At 63.8% G+C, this 16606-nt stretch carries 15 protein-coding genes; 8 read left to right on the plus strand and 7 right to left on the minus strand.

All coding sequences use genetic code 11. The features are described 5' to 3' along the window. Window positions 1-39: 39 nt before the first annotated feature. The 4 genes from H7993_RS18985 to H7993_RS19000 all read right to left on the minus strand — a co-directional run bounded on the left by H7993_RS18985 (window position 40) and on the right by H7993_RS19000 (window position 5150). Entirely contained in the window at window positions 40-1074 is a 1035-nt protein-coding gene (locus H7993_RS18985; protein ID WP_122477167.1) for an ABC transporter substrate-binding protein, read from the minus strand. A 96-nt stretch (window positions 1075-1170) separates the two neighbouring features. Next, complete coding sequence (locus H7993_RS18990; protein WP_122477165.1) at window positions 1171-2286, minus strand: ABC transporter ATP-binding protein; 1116 nt, start codon at window positions 2284-2286, stop codon at window positions 1171-1173. A gap of 201 nt (window positions 2287-2487) precedes the next feature. Then, complete coding sequence (locus H7993_RS18995) at window positions 2488-3117, minus strand: response regulator (protein ID WP_185795322.1); 630 nt, start codon at window positions 3115-3117, stop codon at window positions 2488-2490. A 35-nt stretch (window positions 3118-3152) separates the two neighbouring features. Continuing rightward, entirely contained in the window at window positions 3153-5150 is a 1998-nt protein-coding gene (locus H7993_RS19000; RefSeq protein WP_185795323.1) for a sensor histidine kinase, read from the minus strand. A gap of 169 nt (window positions 5151-5319) precedes the next feature. Between H7993_RS19000 and H7993_RS19005 the strand changes: the two genes are divergently transcribed. Further along, entirely contained in the window at window positions 5320-6264 is a 945-nt protein-coding gene (locus tag H7993_RS19005) for an alpha/beta hydrolase family protein (protein WP_185795324.1), read from the plus strand. A gap of 31 nt (window positions 6265-6295) precedes the next feature. Here H7993_RS19005 and H7993_RS19010 read toward each other — a convergent pair whose 3' ends face one another. From H7993_RS19010 to H7993_RS19020, 3 genes are read right to left on the minus strand one after another with little or no spacing between them, the layout of a single operon-like run. Continuing rightward, window positions 6296-7063 carry a DnaJ domain-containing protein gene (locus H7993_RS19010; protein WP_122477160.1) on the minus strand — a complete coding sequence of 256 codons (768 nt, stop codon included), beginning with the start codon at window positions 7061-7063 and terminating at the stop codon, window positions 6296-6298. Between the two features lies 1 nt (window position 7064). After that, on the minus strand, window positions 7065-7724 hold the full coding sequence (gene murU, locus H7993_RS19015) for an N-acetylmuramate alpha-1-phosphate uridylyltransferase MurU (RefSeq protein WP_185795325.1): 660 nt from the start codon (window positions 7722-7724) through the stop codon (window positions 7065-7067). Then, the gene (locus H7993_RS19020) at window positions 7721-8734 is read right to left on the minus strand and encodes an aminoglycoside phosphotransferase family protein (RefSeq protein ID WP_185795326.1); all 1014 of its coding nucleotides are present in this window, start codon (window positions 8732-8734) and stop codon (window positions 7721-7723) included. Before H7993_RS19020 ends, murU begins: the two co-directional genes overlap by 4 nt. Window positions 8735-8864: 130 nt before the next feature. Here H7993_RS19020 and H7993_RS19025 point away from each other — a divergent pair, with 130 nt between their 5' ends. The 7 genes from H7993_RS19025 (at window position 8865) to glpE (ending at window position 16435) form a co-directional block, all read left to right on the plus strand. Continuing rightward, a complete protein-coding gene (locus H7993_RS19025) occupies window positions 8865-11627 on the plus strand; it encodes an LPS-assembly protein LptD (RefSeq protein ID WP_185795327.1) in 2763 nt (920 codons plus the stop codon). Further along, window positions 11608-12924: a peptidylprolyl isomerase SurA gene (gene surA / locus H7993_RS19030; protein WP_122477153.1), complete on the plus strand. Its 1317-nt coding sequence runs from the start codon at window positions 11608-11610 to the stop codon at window positions 12922-12924. The genes H7993_RS19025 and surA overlap by 20 nt, the downstream gene beginning before the upstream one ends. Then, complete coding sequence (gene pdxA, locus H7993_RS19035) at window positions 12921-13907, plus strand: 4-hydroxythreonine-4-phosphate dehydrogenase PdxA (protein ID WP_185795328.1); 987 nt, start codon at window positions 12921-12923, stop codon at window positions 13905-13907. Before surA ends, pdxA begins: the two co-directional genes overlap by 4 nt. Next, the gene (gene rsmA / locus H7993_RS19040; RefSeq protein WP_185795329.1) at window positions 13907-14713 is read left to right on the plus strand and encodes a 16S rRNA (adenine(1518)-N(6)/adenine(1519)-N(6))-dimethyltransferase RsmA; all 807 of its coding nucleotides are present in this window, start codon (window positions 13907-13909) and stop codon (window positions 14711-14713) included. The genes pdxA and rsmA overlap by 1 nt, the downstream gene beginning before the upstream one ends. A gap of 108 nt (window positions 14714-14821) precedes the next feature. Beyond that, the gene (gene apaG / locus H7993_RS19045) at window positions 14822-15202 is read left to right on the plus strand and encodes a Co2+/Mg2+ efflux protein ApaG (protein ID WP_122477148.1); all 381 of its coding nucleotides are present in this window, start codon (window positions 14822-14824) and stop codon (window positions 15200-15202) included. Beyond that, entirely contained in the window at window positions 15202-16083 is an 882-nt protein-coding gene (locus H7993_RS19050; RefSeq protein ID WP_185795330.1) for a symmetrical bis(5'-nucleosyl)-tetraphosphatase, read from the plus strand. The genes apaG and H7993_RS19050 overlap by 1 nt, the downstream gene beginning before the upstream one ends. A 28-nt stretch (window positions 16084-16111) precedes the next feature. Next, window positions 16112-16435: a thiosulfate sulfurtransferase GlpE gene (gene glpE, locus H7993_RS19055; RefSeq protein WP_122477145.1), complete on the plus strand. Its 324-nt coding sequence runs from the start codon at window positions 16112-16114 to the stop codon at window positions 16433-16435. Window positions 16436-16606 lie beyond the last annotated feature (171 nt).

Consider the following 16606-nt stretch of genomic DNA (forward strand, 5'->3'; position numbering starts at 1 on the left):
CCGGCAGGCGCGCCCATGACAGCGTTGCCGCGACGCGTGTTATTTGGCCGCCCAGGCATTGAAGCGCTGTTCCAGTTGCTCGCCGTTGTCGGCCCAGAAGCTCACGTCGATCTGCACCTGATTGACGATGTTTTCCGGCGTGGTCGGCATGTCCTTGAGAATGTCCTTGTTCAGCAGCGGCACGGCCTGGGTATTGGCAGGGCCGTAGGCGATGTTTTCCGAGTAGGTTTTCTGCTGCTGCGGCGCGACCGACCAGGCGATGAATTTCTTGGCGGCTTCGACATTCTTCGCCCCCTTGGGAATGGCCCAGGCATCGAAGTCGTAGATGCCGCCGTTCCAGACCACTTTCAGGTTGCTCTCTTTCTGCACGGCAGCGATGCGCCCGTTGTAGGCCGAGCTCATGACCACGTCGCCGGAGGCCAGGTACTGCGGCGGCTGGGCACCGGCCTCCCACCACTGGATGCTGGGCTTGAGTTCATCGAGTTTCTTGAAGGCGCGGTCCTGGCCGGCCTTGGTGGCGAGCACCGAATACACGTCTTTGGGCGCTACGCCGTCGGCCATCAGGGCGAATTCCAGGGTGTACTTGGCACCCTTGCGCAAGCCACGCTTGCCCGGGAATTCCTTGGTGTTCCAGAAATCGGTCCAACCGGTGGGCGCAGTCTTGAGTTTGTCGGCGTTGTAGGCCAGCACTGTGGACCAGACGAAGAAACCTACACCGCAGGGCTGGATGGCACCCTTGACGAAGTCTTCCTGCTTGCCGAACAGCGCCGGATCGAGCTCTTCGAACATGCCCTCGTCGCAGCCGCGGGACAGCTCGGGCGATTCCACCTCCACCAGGTCCCAGGACACGCTCTTGGTATCGACCATGGCCTTGACCTTGGCCATTTCGCCGTTGTACTCACCGGCGACGATCTTGCCGGAGCCGGCCTTTTCCCACGGTTCGTAGAACGCCTTGACCTGCGCGGCCTTGTTGGCCCCGCCGAAAGACACCACGGTCAGGTCGGTAGCGGCCAACGCCTGGCCGGCCCAGAACAGGCCGAGCGTCAGCCCGGTCAATTTCAAGTGCTTGAGCATTTAATCGTCTCTCCAAGTGCAGGTGGGTCAAGCGCGGGGCGATGGTTCGCCTCTGATCGTTTTGGTACGGTTGCAGCGACTTCAGCGGTGAAGCCCTCACTGATCCAACAGCGGGTCCAGCGCGCGGGCGTGTTCCAGGGGCCAGCCCAAGGGCACCACGTCGCCCACGGCCAATGCGGGGTCGAGCTGGGCGATGGGCTGCTTGACGAAGAAATCGGTCTTGCCGCACACCTCCAGGCGCACCCGTACGTGATCGCCCAGGTAGATGAATTCGGCGACTCGCCCCGAGAAGCGGTTGATGCACTCGCCGCTGTGGCCGTTCAGGCGAACTCGTTCGGGCCGAATCGACAGGGTCACCGGTGCGCCTATCTGGCCGACATTGATCGCCAGCGCCTCGATTTTTTCACCCCGTGGCAGTTCGACGATGCAGCGCTCGCCCTCGCGGCTGAGCAGACGTCCGTTGATGCGGTTGTTTTCGCCGATGAAGTTGGCGACGAAGGTGTTCTTTGGCTCCTCGTAGAGGGCACGGGGTGGGGCGATCTGCTGGATCTCGCCCTGATGGAACACGGCCACGCGGTCGGACATGGTCAGCGCCTCGCCCTGATCGTGGGTCACGTACACCACGGTGACGCCCAGGCGCTGGTGCAGGTGCTTGATCTCCATCTGCATATGCTCGCGCAGCTGTTTGTCCAGGGCACCCAGCGGTTCGTCCATGAGCACCAGTTGCGGCTCGAAAACCAAGGCGCGGGCCAGGGCCACACGCTGTTGCTGCCCGCCGGACAGCTGCGCCGGATAGCGGTGGGCAAAGGCATCGAGCTGGACCATACCGAGCACCCGTTTGACCCGCTCGCTGATGTCGGTCTTGCTCAGGCCGCGCACGGAAAGGGGGAAGGCCAGGTTTTCCGCCACGGTCATGTGCGGAAACAGGGCGTAGTTCTGGAACACCATGCCGATGTCACGCTTGTGCGGCGGCACGTGGTTGATCGAGCGTCCGGACAGCTGGATTTCCCCCGCCGTGGGGGTTTCGAAGCCTGCCAGCATCATCAGGCTGGTGGTCTTGCCGGAGCCGGAGGGGCCGAGGAGCGTAAGGAACTCGCCCTTGCGGATGTCCAGGTTGAGGTCCTTGACGATGAGGTTTTCACCGTCATAGCTTTTCTGCACGCCACGGAAGCTGACCAGTATCTCGTCCGTACTTGCGCTTGCCTCGCTCATACCCACACCTTTGTTGAATGACTGCCGTGGGGTCAAGCCTAGAGAAGGCCGCAACCCTTGCAAATCGGGGGCTGGGAGAGATTGCCATGGGGTAGTTGGAAGATTCGGGGTAGGGATTGCCCTACAGGCCTGTCGCCCCTGAGCATGGGCGAGAAGTGCCAGAGCGGCTGCGTGGCAGAACCCCGGGTGCCACTGTCGTTTTCAGACCAGCTTGTGCTCCATCGCGTACTTCACCAGGTCGGCCAGCGACGCCACATTGAGCTTGTGCATCAGGCGCGCCTTGTGGGTGCTGATGGTCTTGCTGCTCAGGGCCAACTGCTGGGCAATGTCGTTGACGTTGGCGCCGCGAGCCAGGCGTTCGAACACCGAGAACTCGCGCTCCGACAGCAGGGCATGCCGCGGCCGGGCATCGGTGAGCCCGACCTCGAAGACCATGCGGTCGGCCAGGGCCGGGTCGATGTAGCGCCCGCCCGCGGCGACTCGACGGATAGCGGTCAGCAGCAGCGCCGGGTCGCTGTCCTTGGTGGCATAACCGGCCGCGCCGACTTTCAATGCACGCGCAGCCATCTGCGCCTCGTCGTGCATGGACAACACCAGAATGGCCGGCGGATGGGGCAGCGCGCGGATCCGTGGAATGGCCTCCAGGCCATTGACGCCCGGCATGGAAATGTCCAGCAGGACCACGTCGCAAGGGGTGACGCGCAAGATCTCGAGCAACTGCTCGCCATTGCCGGCCTCCCCTGCCACCACCAGGTCCTTGGCCAGGGCAATCAGTTGCTTGATGCCTTCACGCACGATGGTGTGGTCTTCGGCCACCAGCACTCGGATCAACGGGTCACCCTCCAGCAATCAATTCAACGGTGCGCTCAGTTCAACGGCACGGTGACCGTCAGGGCAGTACCCTCGCCCAGCCGACTGCTCAGTTCAAGCCGGCCACCGAGCATCAGCACACGCTCACGCATGCCTACCAGGCCAAACGACAGCGAGCTCACCTCGGCAGGTTCGAAGCCGCAGCCATCGTCGGTGATCGACAGGCGCAGGTCGTTGCCTTCCTGGCTGAGCTCGATTTGCACAGTATGCGCCTGGGCGTGGCGAATGACATTGGTCAGCGCCTCTTGCAGAAGGCGAAAGAGGCCCACGGCCTTGGCGTCGTCCAGAGGCGGCAACTGTTCCGGAACGCTGACCAGGCAGGGAATCTGCGTGCGCTCCTCGAAGCGATGCGCCTGCCACTCGATGGCTGAGGCAATACCGGCATCCAGTATCGGCGGGCGCAAGGCGGTGGCCACGTCGCGCACCTGCTGGAACAGCTGGGCGATCAAGCGCTTCATGCTGTTGAGGCGTTCCTGCAGCCCGCTATCGAGGTCGGCGTAGGCCAGCTCGCACATCGAGGTTTCCAGTTTCAGTACCGTAAGGATCTGCCCCAGTTCGTCGTGCACTTCTCGGGCAATGCGCGCCTTTTCTTCCTCGCGCACGGTTTCCAGGTGCGCCGACAGCTCGCGCAGTTGCGCCTCGCTGTGCTGCAGGGCAGCCAGCGCCCGACGCCGCTCGGTCACATCGGTGAGGTAGACCACCAAATACTCGGCTTCGCGAAAGCGCAGGAAGCTCAGCGAGACATCGGTGGGCAGGACGCTGCCGTCGGCGCGTACGCAGTGGGTTTCGAAGGTTTGCGCAGTGTGTTCGCTGGCCCTGGCCAGCCGCCACAGGTTCAGCCAGCGGTCCATGCTCAGGCCCGGTTCGAAGTCGGCCAGGGGCTTGTCCACCACCGCGCCGGTGTCGTAGCCGAGCATGCGCTCGGCAGCGCGGTTGGCGTAGCGCACATGGCTGTCCCAGTTGACCCAGAGTATGCCGACCGTGCTCTGTTCGATGGAGAACTGGTTGACCCGCAGGGCTTCCTCGCTCGCCGCGCGCAGGGCAATGTCTTCCCGAGCCGCCAGCAGTTGCCGTTCCAGCGCGTGGACCTGGCGGCGCTGCCAGACCAGCAGTGCGATGATGGCCACGGCGATCAGCACCAGCAGCAGGCACAGGTTCTGCCAGAACCCTCGGGATTCGCTCAGGCGCGGGTACTGTGGCTGCAACCACCGCTCGTGCAGCCGCTCCAGGTCCTTGGCGGGCAGGGACTCCAAGGCCACGGTGACGATATGCGCCAACTGCGGCCAGTCGCGCCGCGTCGCCACCCGCAGCAACTGTGGATAACCTATGTCGCCGACCACCACCAGCTCGTCGAACTCGGCCTCGCGGGACAGCCGGCCCAACTGCGCCTCGTCCACCACCGCATAACGTGCCTGCTGGCTAAGCAGTAATTGCAGGGCCTGCCGTTCCAGCGGCACACCTTGCAGATTGAGGTGGCTGTAGGTGTTGCGCAAATAGTCGGCAACCGCCCCTGGCATGCGCACGGCGACCCGGTCATTGGCCGAAAGCGTCTCGAGATCGATGGCGACTTCGCCATTGCGCTCGCCTACCAACAACTGCGGCACGCGCAGGTAGGGATCGGAAAACTGCCACAGTTTCAATCCGGCAGGGGTTTGCGCAAGACCGGGCGCCAGGTCCACCTCGCCTGCGCGCAAACCCTGTTCCAGCGCCGGCTGGTCGGCGTAGTTGCGCCAGATCAGCTCCACCTGCATGGCCTTGGCCAGCCAGTTCATCAGGTCGACGTTGACGCCGGACAACTGGCCCAGGCGACGGTCCAGTTGCGCATAGGGTTGCTGCAGTACCAGCCCGACGCGCAAGGTGCGATGCTCATCCAGCCACTGGATCTGCGCAGCGTCGAGCGGCAGCTTCACGGCGGGCACGGCGGCGGCGCCATGGACGAGCAACGGCAGGCACAATCCGCCCAGCAGTGAAAGGCGACGCAGCAGTGGGTACATATCGGTATGAACGACCTTTGCGTGGATGGCACTAAGCTATAGGCTTTGAATATCGACCGGTGTCGGGATTATCCGCGAGAAAAGGATCGCCTGTCAGGTTGCATCGATGGCAGCGTGCACTCGGCCCGGTATCGAACAAGCGAGTCATTCATTTGGGCGGGAAGTACCGATGAAAGTTGTTCAGTTGAGAGCCGTTTGCCTGGCATTGCTGGTGCCCCTGCACGGTGTTGCAGCGGCCGAAGAGGCCGCGCCAGCCAAGGAGACGGCCGAAGTCCGCCAGCCTCTGGCGGAGCGCAGCGTCGAGGATGCCCAGGCACTGGAACGTCAGTTGCCCGCCAGCGAGCAGCAACAATTGCAGGCCGGCAGCGACGAGTTCCTGTCGTTGTGGCGTCCGGCCAATACCGCCGATGCGCAGGGTACGGTGATCATCGTGCCAGGGGCCGGGGAAACGGCGGACTGGCCTCAGGGCGTGGGGCCGTTGCGGCGCAAGTTGCCGGATGCGGCGTTCAACACCCTGAGCCTGAGCCTGCCGGACCTGGTCAGCCAGATGCCTTCGGCCAGGCCAAACGAGAAACCGCCATTGCCGGTGACCACCGACACCCAGGCGACGCCACCGGACGCCGGCGCCGGGGTGGAAAAAGCCACGGCTCAGGACGCCGATACGGCCAGCACCGAGGTGCAGCTGCAAGACCCGATGCAGGTGGATGCCGAGCGGATCTTTGCCCGCATCGAAGCCGGCATCGCTTTCGCCCAGCAACACAACTCACGCAGGATCGTGCTCTTGGGGCATGGCAGCGGCGCTTACTGGGCGACCCGCTACATGGCCGAACGGCAGCCGGCGCACGTGCAGAAGCTGGTGTTGGTGGATACCCGCACACCGGGCAATGCGCCGCAGCAGATCGACGAACTGGCCGCGCTGCTCAAGGTGCCCACCACTGATGTCTACTACAGCGATCGTCAAGCAGCGGCTGACGCCGCGCAACGGCGTTTGCAGGCCAGCAAGCGGCAGAAAAGTGCGGTGTACTCGCAGGTTTCGCTCAGGTCGCTGCCGGACAAGGCCGCGCAGGCCGAGCAGCTGTTCCGGCGGGTCAAGGGTGCCTTGAATGCGCAGTAAGCCACTGCGCGGTTGATGCCACGCCTGCGCATCAGCGCAGGTCCAGGCGCTCGCGGATCAGGCTGTAGGCGTTGTGCAGTTCGCGCGTACGGTCGGTGGCCTCGCGAATCTGCGCCGGTGTGGCACCACCGCCCACCAGTTTGTCGGGATGGTGGCGGCTGAGCAGACGCCGATAGGCACGCTTGATCTGGTCGGGCTCGGTGGTCGACGAAACCCCCAACAGGCGCAGCGCTTCTTCGAAGGCCCCGCCTCGCTTGGTCACCGGCCTGTGGCGCGGCTCGTAATCCTGCCCCAGCCCCTGCACCCGTGCCGAGGACCAGCCCAGCCACTTGCCCCAGGTGACCACCAGTTCGCGCTCGGCGGTACCGGCCTGGCCATCGGCCCAGACCATCCGCCAGCAGGCACGCAGCATGCCTTCGGCGGAGTTGGGTTGGTGCTTGAGAAGCAGCAGGTGACTGCGCAGCTGATCGCCTCCCGTCTTGCCGCGATTGAACGCAACGATGGCCCGTTTTCGCGCCTGCTCGTTGAGGTTCAACGAGCGCATTTCCCGCCGCGCCTGCTGGATATGCACCGCCAGCACCTGGCCTTCGGCCTTGGCCACCCGGCCCAGCAGGACGAACAGCAGTTGCTCGTCACGCAGTACCGATTTGCCCTTGAGCCTATCTACCAATTCACTCCAGGTCTGCAACCTGAGGTGTCGATCCAGCGCCTGACCGAGCACTATGCCCAGCAGCGCCCCTGGAATGCTGGCGAGGGCATAACCTGCCGCCGCGCCGACTACCGTTCCGGGCCACAACATATCAACCTCGCTCGGCCAGCAGGCGGTCGAGTTCGGTCAGGCGTTGCGCAGTGCCGACGTCGATCCACTGGCCCTGATAGTGCTCGCCGGTGACCTGCCCAACGTCCATTGCGCGGCGCAACAGCGGTGCGAGCTTGAAGGCTGGCTCGCCATGGCCGTCGAACAGATCGGGATGGAGCACGGCAATACCGCTGTAGGTCAGGCCGGGCTGGTCGCGCACCTGGCCTTCGACCAGGCTGAAGTCGCCTTCGGGGTGATGAGCCGGGTTGTCGACCAGCACCAGATGCGCGTGGCCCGCCAACGGACCGCGCAACCGACTGAAATCGTAGTCGGTCCAGATGTCGCCGTTGACCACCACGAACGGTGCATCGCCGAGCAATGGCAACGCGTGGCGAATGCCACCGCCGGTTTCCAGTGGCTCGGTTTCGCGGGAATACTCGATGGCTACCCCGTAGCGAGCGCCGTCGCCCAGGTAGTCTTCGATCTGCTGGCCCAGCCAGGCATGATTGATCACGACCTCGGCAAAGCCGGCCCGGGACAGGGCCAGCAGGTGATACTCGATCAACCGCTTGCCGCCGGCGGCCAGCAACGGCTTGGGCGTGGTCAGCGTCAGCGGGCGCATGCGCTCGCCTTTGCCTGCCGCCAGGATCATGGCTTTCATGAGGACACTCCAAGGCTCTTGAACAGTTCACCCAGTTCAGCCAGCTCGGGGCGCCGCGCCAGTACCGTCTCTATATAAGAGAAGAAACGCGGCGCGTCGGCCAGGTAACGGGGTTTGCCATCACGATGGCAGATACGGGCAAAAATGCCGATCACTTTCAGATGACGCTGCACGCCCATCAGATCACTGGCACGGCAGAACTCGGCGAAGTCCAGCTGCACCGGCACGCCCTGCTCGCCCGCCCGTTCCCAGTAGCGCTGCAACCAGGTCTGCACACGCGCTTCGGGCCAGCTGAGGAAGGCGTCCTTGAACAGGCAGGTGATGTCGTAGGTGACCGGGCCGTAGACCGCATCCTGAAAGTCCAGCACGCCCGGGTTGGGCTCGCTGCGCATGAGGTTGCGCGGCATGTAGTCGCGATGCACCAGCACCTTGGGCTGCGCCAGGGCGCTGTCGATCAGGCGCGTGCACACCCGTTGCCAGGCGGCCGATTGCTCGGCGTCGAGCTGCTTGCCCAAAGCCTTGCCGACATACCATTGCGGAAACAGCTCGAGCTCGCGCTGCAACAGCGCAACGTCGTAGCTGGGCAGGTCCCCGCTGGCCGGCAGTTTCTGCAGTGCCAGCAGCGCGTCGATGGCATCGGCAAACAGCGCGTCGGCGTTGTCCGCATCGATCACGTCCAGGTAGGTCTGGTGGCCCAGATCGCTCAACAACAGGAAGCCGCGCTCGAGGTCCTGGGCATGAATCTGCGGCACATTGAGGCCGGCGCTCGCCAGCAGTTCGTCGATTTTCACGAACGGCGCGCAGTTTTCCTGGGGCGGCGGCGCATCCATGACGATAAAACTGCGACCCTGGCCCTGCCAGCGAAAGTATCGGCGAAAACTTGCATCGCTACTGGCCGCGGTCAACGTGGCCGGGGGTACGGCGCCCCATTGGCGAGCCTGGAAGAGCTTCTCCAGCTGCTCGTCGAGCCATGTTTTGAGGTGTTGCAGGCGTACATCTTGATCAGGCATTGCAAGGGTCTCCGACGGCGCTAGCCGTCAAGCGGGTCATGCTTTATTATCCAGCATCTTTTTCAGACCATCGAGAGGCGTGCGGCCCCCCCGCGGGCAAGATGGCACGCAGGAAGCCCGGACTAATAAGATGGCATTGAAATCCCCCGCGTTTCGTAAAAAATTTCCGTTGCTGGTCACTGGCGGTTTGCTGGTGATGCAACCCATGGCCACCCCGTTCGTTTTTGCTGCAGAGCAATTCGACTGCCAAGTCTCCGCTGCTGGTGCCTGGGACTGCAACCCCAAGGCCAACGCCGCGCAGTTGCCGCCGCGCCCCGTGCACGACGGCGCGGCAGTGGCGAGCGGCGGCAGCGGTGCCTCTTCACGCGAAGAGAAAACCGTCGGACCGGTTGCGGTCACGCAGAGCAAGGGCCGTGGCCTGAGCTCGCGCAGCCCCGACTACAGCCATCTCGACTGGGTGCCGCGCAGCAAGCTGACCGCCGCCCAACTGGCCGAGACCGGGCCGTACTGCTCCGGTGCGTACATCGAGCCGGTGCGTCCGGGCATGAACGACAACACCCCGAAGAGCGAGGCACCGACCTTCATCGGCGCCAAGGCTTCGCGCTACCAGACCGAGGAGCAGATCGCCTCGCTGGCCGGTGACGTCGTGATGCGCCAGGGCAGCATGCAGATCGAGGCCGACGAGGCCAGCCTGCACCAGGCCGAGAACCGCGGCGAGCTCAACGGCAACGTCAAGCTGCGCGACAACGGCGCGCTGGTCGTGGGCGACCACGCCCAGATCCAGCTCGACACCGGTGAGGCCCAGGTCGACAACGCCGAATACGTGCTGCACAAGTCGCGCATCCGCGGCAATGCGCTGTACGCCAAGCGCGCCGAGAACGCGATCATCCGCCTCAAGGACGGTACCTATACCACCTGCGAGCCGGACAGCAACGCCTGGCAGCTCAAGGGCAACAACATCACGCTGAACCCGGCCACCGGTTTCGGCACGGCGACCAACGTCACCCTTCGCGTGAAGGATATTCCGGTGCTGTACACGCCGTATATCTACTTCCCGATCGACGACCGTCGCCAGTCCGGCTTCCTGCCGCCGTCCTTCGCCAGCGACAGCGACAGCGGCTTCACCCTGGTTGCCCCGTACTACTTCAACCTGGCGCCGAACTACGACGCCACGTTGTACCCGCGCTACATGGCCAAGCGTGGCTTGATGATGGAAGGCGAATTCCGCTACCTGACCAAGACCAGCGAAGGCCAGTTCGGCGGCGCGTACCTGAACGACGAAAACGACGATCGCAGCCAGCAGTCCGACTACGACAAGACCCGCTGGATGGTCAACTGGCAGCACAAGGGCGGCCTGGATTCGCGCCTGACCACTGAAGTCGACTACACCGACATCAGCGATCCGTACTACTTCCAGGACCTGCAGTCGGACCAGATCGGCGTCGAGCGCACCGACTGGATCAATCAGCAGGGTGCCCTGACCTATCGCGGTGACAACTACACCGCACGCTTGAACGCCCAGGCGTACAAGCTGGCGACCGTGGCCGACATCACCCCGTACAACCGCATGCCGCAGATCACCTTCAACGGTGCGCTGCCTTACCATCCGGGCGGTCTGGACTTCACCTACAACAGCGAGATCGTGCGTTTCGAGCGTGACCTGCGCACCGGCACCTTCATCAACGAAGACGGTTTCGGCGAGCGCCGCATCGACAATAACGTGACAGGCCTGGCGCGTGCCAACGGCAACCGCCTGAACCTGGAGCCGGGCGTGTCCCTGCCGCTGAACTGGAACTGGGGCTTCGTGCGTCCGTCGCTCAAGTACATGTACACCCAGTACGATCTGGACCTGGACAGCCAGGGCAAGAACAGCCTGCTGGCCGACGAGCGTTTCAGCAGCTCGCAGAACCGCGGCGTACCGATCGCCAGCATCGACAGCGGCCTGTACTTCGACCGCGACACCCAGATGTTCGGCACCAACTTCCGCCAGACTCTGGAACCGCGCCTGTTCTACCTCTATGTTCCCGAGGAAGACCAGACCGACATTCCAGTGTTCGACACGTCGGAAACCACCTTCAGCTATGGCTCGCTGTTCCGCGAAAACCGCTTCACCGGTTCCGACCGCGTGGGCGACGAGAACAAGCTGTCGCTGGGCGTGACCAGCCGCTGGATCGAGGAGAACGGTTTCGAGCGTCAGCGCGTGGCCGTCGGCCAGGCCGTATACTTCAAGGATCGTGAAGTGCAACTGCCGGGCGTCGATTTCAAGACGCGCGACGATGCCCAGGCCAACGTTTCGCCGTACGCCCTGGAGTACGAATATCGCTTCAACCGCGACTGGCGCTTCAGCTCGGACTTCAACTGGGATCCGGACAGCCGCAGCACCCGTTCGGGCAGCGCGATGTTCCACTACCAGCCTGAAGACAACCCGAACAAGGTGGTCAACCTGGGCTACCGCTACCGCGACGACACCGTGCACTACGATTCGGCGACCGGTCGCTGGACCTTCGGTGGCGACTACGGTCAGCCGGGTGATCCGAACTACGTGAAGGACTACTACAAGATCCAGCAGCATGACTTCTCGGTCATGTGGCCGATCGTGCCGCAGTGGAGCGTCATCAGCCGCTGGCAGTTCGACTACAACCGCAATCGCACGCTGGAAGCCTTTGGTGGTTTCGAATACGACAACTGCTGCTGGAAGATGCGTCTGATCAACCGCTACTGGGTTGACTACGACGAGTACAGCCAGGCCGCCCCGCAGAACGAAAAAGGCGACCACGGCATCTTCCTGCAAATCGTGCTGAAGGGCCTCGGTGGCGTGGTAGGCAATAAGGTCGAGGGTTTCCTCGACAAGGGCATTCAAGGTTATCGTGAACGTGAAGACCAAGCTATGTGATCTGCTGCGCCCAGTCGTGCTGGGCGCCATGCTGCTGGGCACCACGGCGCACGCCGCGGTGCAACAGCTGGACCGCGTCGTGGCCATCGTCGACAACGACGTGGTCATGCAAAGCCAGCTCGACCAGCGCGTCAAGGAAGTGCAGCAAACCATCGCCAAGCGTGGCGGTGGCGTACCTGCAGCGAGCGTCCTGCAACAGCAGGTGCTGGAACGCCTGATCGTCGAGAATCTGCAGCTGCAGATCGGCGAACGTTCCGGCATTCGCATTACCGACGAAGAACTCAACGGCGCCATCGCCACCATTGCCCAGCGCAACAACATGTCGACCGAGCAGTTCCGTGCCGCACTGGCGCATGACGGCCTGTCGTATGACGATGCGCGCGAGCAGGTGAAGCGCGAGATGATCATCAGCCGCGTACGCCAGCGTCGCGTGGCCGAGCGCATCCAGGTATCCGAGCAGGAAGTGAAGAACTTCCTCGCCTCGGACCTGGGCAAGATGCAGCTGTCCGAAGAACTGCACCTGGCCAACATCCAGATCCAGGTCCCGGAAAGCGCCAGCTCGGCGGCTATCCAGGCAGCGGCGAGCAAGGCCGAGGACATCTATCGCCAGCTCAAGCAGGGTGCCGACTTCAACAAGTTGGCGATTGCCAGCTCGTCGAGCGAGAACGCCCTGGAAGGCGGCGACATGGGCTGGCGCAAGCCCGCTCAGCTGCCGGCACCGTTCGACCGCATGCTCAGCAGCATGCCGGTCGGCGATGTCACCCAGCCGGTGCGCACGCCCGTGGGCTTCATCATCCTCAAGGTGCTGGACAAGCGCGGTGGCGCCACCCAGACCGTTGACGAAGTGCACGTACGTCACATTCTGTTGAAGCCGAGCGAGATTCGCAGCCCGGCCCAGACCGAAGAACTGGCACGCAAGCTGTACGAGCGCATCGAAAACGGCGAGGACTTCGCTACTTTGGCGAAGAATTTCTCGGAAGATCCAGGTTCGGCGCTCAACGGCGGCGATCTGAACTGGGTCAACCCTCAGTCGCTGGTGCCCGAGTTCCGCGAAACCATGGCGTCGACGCCGGTGGAAACGGTTTCGCGTCCGTTCCAGACCCAGTTCGGCTGGCATGTGCTGCAGGTGCTGGGGCGCCGTGCAACCGACAACACCGAGCAGGCCCGCGACCAGCAGGCAATGACCGTGTTGCGCAACCGCAAGTATGACGAAGAGCTGCAGACCTGGATGCGCCAGATCCGCGACGAAGCCTACGTCGAAATCAAGCTGCCTGGCGCCGACCAGGCTGCGCAGTGACCCCCAAGCGTTTCGCATTGACGCCCGGCGAGCCGGCGGGCATAGGTCCAGACCTGTGCCTGCTGCTGGCCGCGCAACCCCAGCCTCACCCCCTGATCGCCATCACCAGCCGTGATCTGCTCGCCGAGCGGGCCGCGCAGCTGGGGCTGGCCGTCAGTCTGCTGGAAGTCGATGCCGACGCCCTCCCCGACCAGCCTGCGCCAGCGGGCAGCCTGTACGTCTGGGACACGCCTCTGGGCGCGCCGGTACTCACCGGCCAGCTGAATACCGCCAACGCCGCGTTCGTGCTGCAGACCTTGACGCGTGCAGCGCAGGGCTGCCTCGACGGGCTGTTCGCGGGCATGATTACTGCGCCGGTGCACAAGGGTGTGATCAACGACGGTGGCATCGCGTTCTCCGGACACACTGAATTCCTCGCCGACCTCACCGCTACCGAACAGGTGGTGATGATGCTTGCAACCGGCGATCTGCGCGTCGCACTGGTAACCACTCACCTGCCCCTGCGCGAGGTGTCCGATGCGATCACCGTCGAGCGCCTGGAGCGGGTCACGCGCATTCTGCACGCAGACCTGCAGGGCAAGTTCGGCCTGGCCCGGCCGCGCATCCTGGTCTGCGGTCTGAACCCCCATGCCGGCGAAAGCGGCCACCTGGGCCGCGAGGAAATCGACATCATCGAGCCTACCCTGGAGCGTCTGCGCGCCGAAGGCATGGATCTGCGCGGGCCGCTGCCCGCCGATACGCTCTTCACTCCCAAATACCTGCAGCATTGCGATGCGGTGCTGGCGATGTATCACGACCAAGGCCTGCCCGTACTCAAGTACAAAGGCTTTGGCGCCGCGGTCAACGTGACCCTGGGGTTGCCGATCATTCGCACCTCCGTGGACCACGGCACCGCCCTGGACCTGGCCGGAACCGGCAAGGTCGATACCGGCAGCCTGCGCGTCGCCCTCGACACCGCCTATCGAATGGCCGAGACATTTTAATGACCGAGCACTACCAACACCGGGCGCGCAAGCGCTTTGGCCAGAACTTTCTCCACGATGCCGGCGTGATCGACCGTATCCTGCGCTCCATCCACGCCAAGCCCGGTGAACACCTGCTGGAAATCGGCCCGGGCCAGGGCGCCCTTACCGAAGGCCTGCTGGGCAGCGGTGCGCAACTGGACGTGGTGGAACTGGACAAGGACCTGGTGCCGATCCTCAATCAGCAATTCGCCGGCAAGGGCAATTTCCGCCTGCACCAGGGCGATGCATTGAAGTTCGACTTCACCAGCCTGGGCGCCGAGCCTGGCAGCCTGCGCGTGGTCGGCAACCTGCCGTACAACATCTCCACCCCACTGATCTTCCACCTGCTGCACAACGCCCACCTGATCCGCGACATGCATTTCATGCTGCAGAAGGAAGTGGTCGAGCGCATGGCAGCAGGCCCTGGCGGCGGCGACTGGGGACGGCTGTCGATCATGGTTCAGTACCACTGCCGTGTCGAGCACCTGTTCAACGTCGGGCCGGGCGCGTTCAATCCGCCGCCCAAGGTCGATTCGGCCATCGTGCGCCTGGTACCTCACACCACCCTGCCCCACCCGGCCAAGGATCACCGCCTGCTCGAGCGAGTGGTGCGCGAAGCCTTCAACCAGCGGCGCAAGACGTTGCGCAACACGCTCAAGGCGCTGCTGCCCGTCGAGGCGATCGAAGCGGCCGGCGTCGACGGCAGCCTGCGGCCCGAACAGCTCGACCTGGCGGCTTTCGTGCGCCTGGCTGATCAACTCGCCGAACGAAGCGACCCGCTCTGACCTCTAACCTGGACCAAGCGATTGGTCCACAGGCCACCGCGTTGCCCCGGACTGACCCTGAACCGGCCAACGCCGGCTACATTAGCTCTCGTTTTCAAGGCCCTTTGCATGTCCGATCCCCGTTATCAGATCGACGTCAGCGTCGTGACCCGTTTCCTGGCAGAACAATCACAGCCCGAGCAGCAGCGTTTTGCCTTTGCCTATACCGTTACCGTGAGCAACAACGGACAGATACCGGCTCGCCTGCTGTCTCGCCACTGGGTGATCACCGATGGCGATGGCAAGGTCGAGGAAGTCCGGGGCGCCGGTGTCATTGGCCAGCAACCGCTGATCGCCGCCGGTGAAAGCCACACCTATTCCAGCGGCACGGTGATGGCCACCACGGTGGGCAACATGCAGGGCAGTTATCAGATGCAGGCCGAAGACGGCAAGCAGTTCGAAGCCGTCATCGCCCCGTTTCGCCTCGCCGTACCAGGCGCCCTGCACTGATGGCAGTGTACGCAGTCGGTGACTTGCAAGGCTGCCTGCAGCCACTCAAGTGCCTGCTGCAACAGGTCGCCTTCGACCCTGCCAAGGACACGCTGTGGCTGGTGGGCGACCTGGTCAACCGCGGGCCGAGTTCGCTGGAAACCCTGCGCTACCTGTATGGCATGCGTGACGCGCTGGTGTGTGTGCTGGGCAATCACGACCTGCACCTGCTGGCGGTGGCCAACGACGCCGAGCGGCTCAAGCGCGGCGATACCTTGCGCGAAATCCTCGACGCACCCGACGGCCCGCAGTTGCTCGACTGGCTGCGCCGGCAGAAGCTGCTGCACCATGACGAACAGCGCAATGCCGTGCTGGTGCATGCCGGGATTCCACCACAATGGTCGCTGCGCAAGGCCTTGCGCCTGGCCGCCGAGGTCGAGACCGCGCTGCGTGATGACCAGCTGTTCAAGCCTTTTCTGGACGGCATGTACGGCAACGAGCCGAACAAGTGGGACAAGGCGTTGCAGGGCGTTGCCCGCTTGCGTGTGATCACCAACTACTTCACCCGCATGCGTTTCTGCACCGCGGACGGCAAGCTCGACCTCAAGGGCAAGGAAGGCGCCGACACCGCGCTGCCCGGCTACGCGCCCTGGTTCGCCCACAAGGAGCGCAAGACGCGCGACCTGAAGATCATCTTCGGCCATTGGGCGGCGCTGGAAGGGCGTTGCGAGGCGCCGGGCGTGTTCGCGCTCGATACCGGATGCGTGTGGGGCGGTGCGATGACGCTGCTCGACGTCGACAGCGGTGAGCGCCTGTCCTGCAAATGCACCGATGAGGGCGATGTGCACTTGCCTGCAGCGACCCCCGCGGCGGATTTCCCTCCCCCATGCGACAAACGCTAGAATGGGCGACCAGCCCAGGAGCCTGTCCATGACCGAATTCAAACGCATCCCTCCGCAAGACGTCCAGAGCCTGCGCGAACAGGGCGCCGTGGTGGTGGATATCCGCGACCCGCAAACCTTCGCGGCTGGCCATATCACCGATTCCACGCACCTGGACAACCACTCGCTGCACGGTTTCATCACTGCGGCCGATCTGGACAAGCCGCTGGTCGTGGTCTGCTACCACGGCAATTCCAGCCAGAGCGCCGCTGCCTACTTGGTGAGCCAGGGCTTTTCCGATGTGTACAGCATGGACGGCGGCTTCGAGCTATGGCGCAGCACCTTTCCGGGCGAAACCAGCCAGGCTGAATAATCCTTCGCAAGCCCCGCGCGACGAAATTTTTTTCGTCGCCGACGCCGCGCCCCACGGGCCTTCGCAGCATTGTCGCCAGGCCCTGGCGGCAGTTAATTGCGCATCCGCGCTTGAAGTCTTCGATAACCAACTATCCTTAAGCTCAGGCCATCCATAACAGGGGAGAGCCGG

This window comes from Pseudomonas baltica, assembly GCF_014235765.1.
Taxonomy (GTDB): domain Bacteria; phylum Pseudomonadota; class Gammaproteobacteria; order Pseudomonadales; family Pseudomonadaceae; genus Aquipseudomonas; species Aquipseudomonas baltica.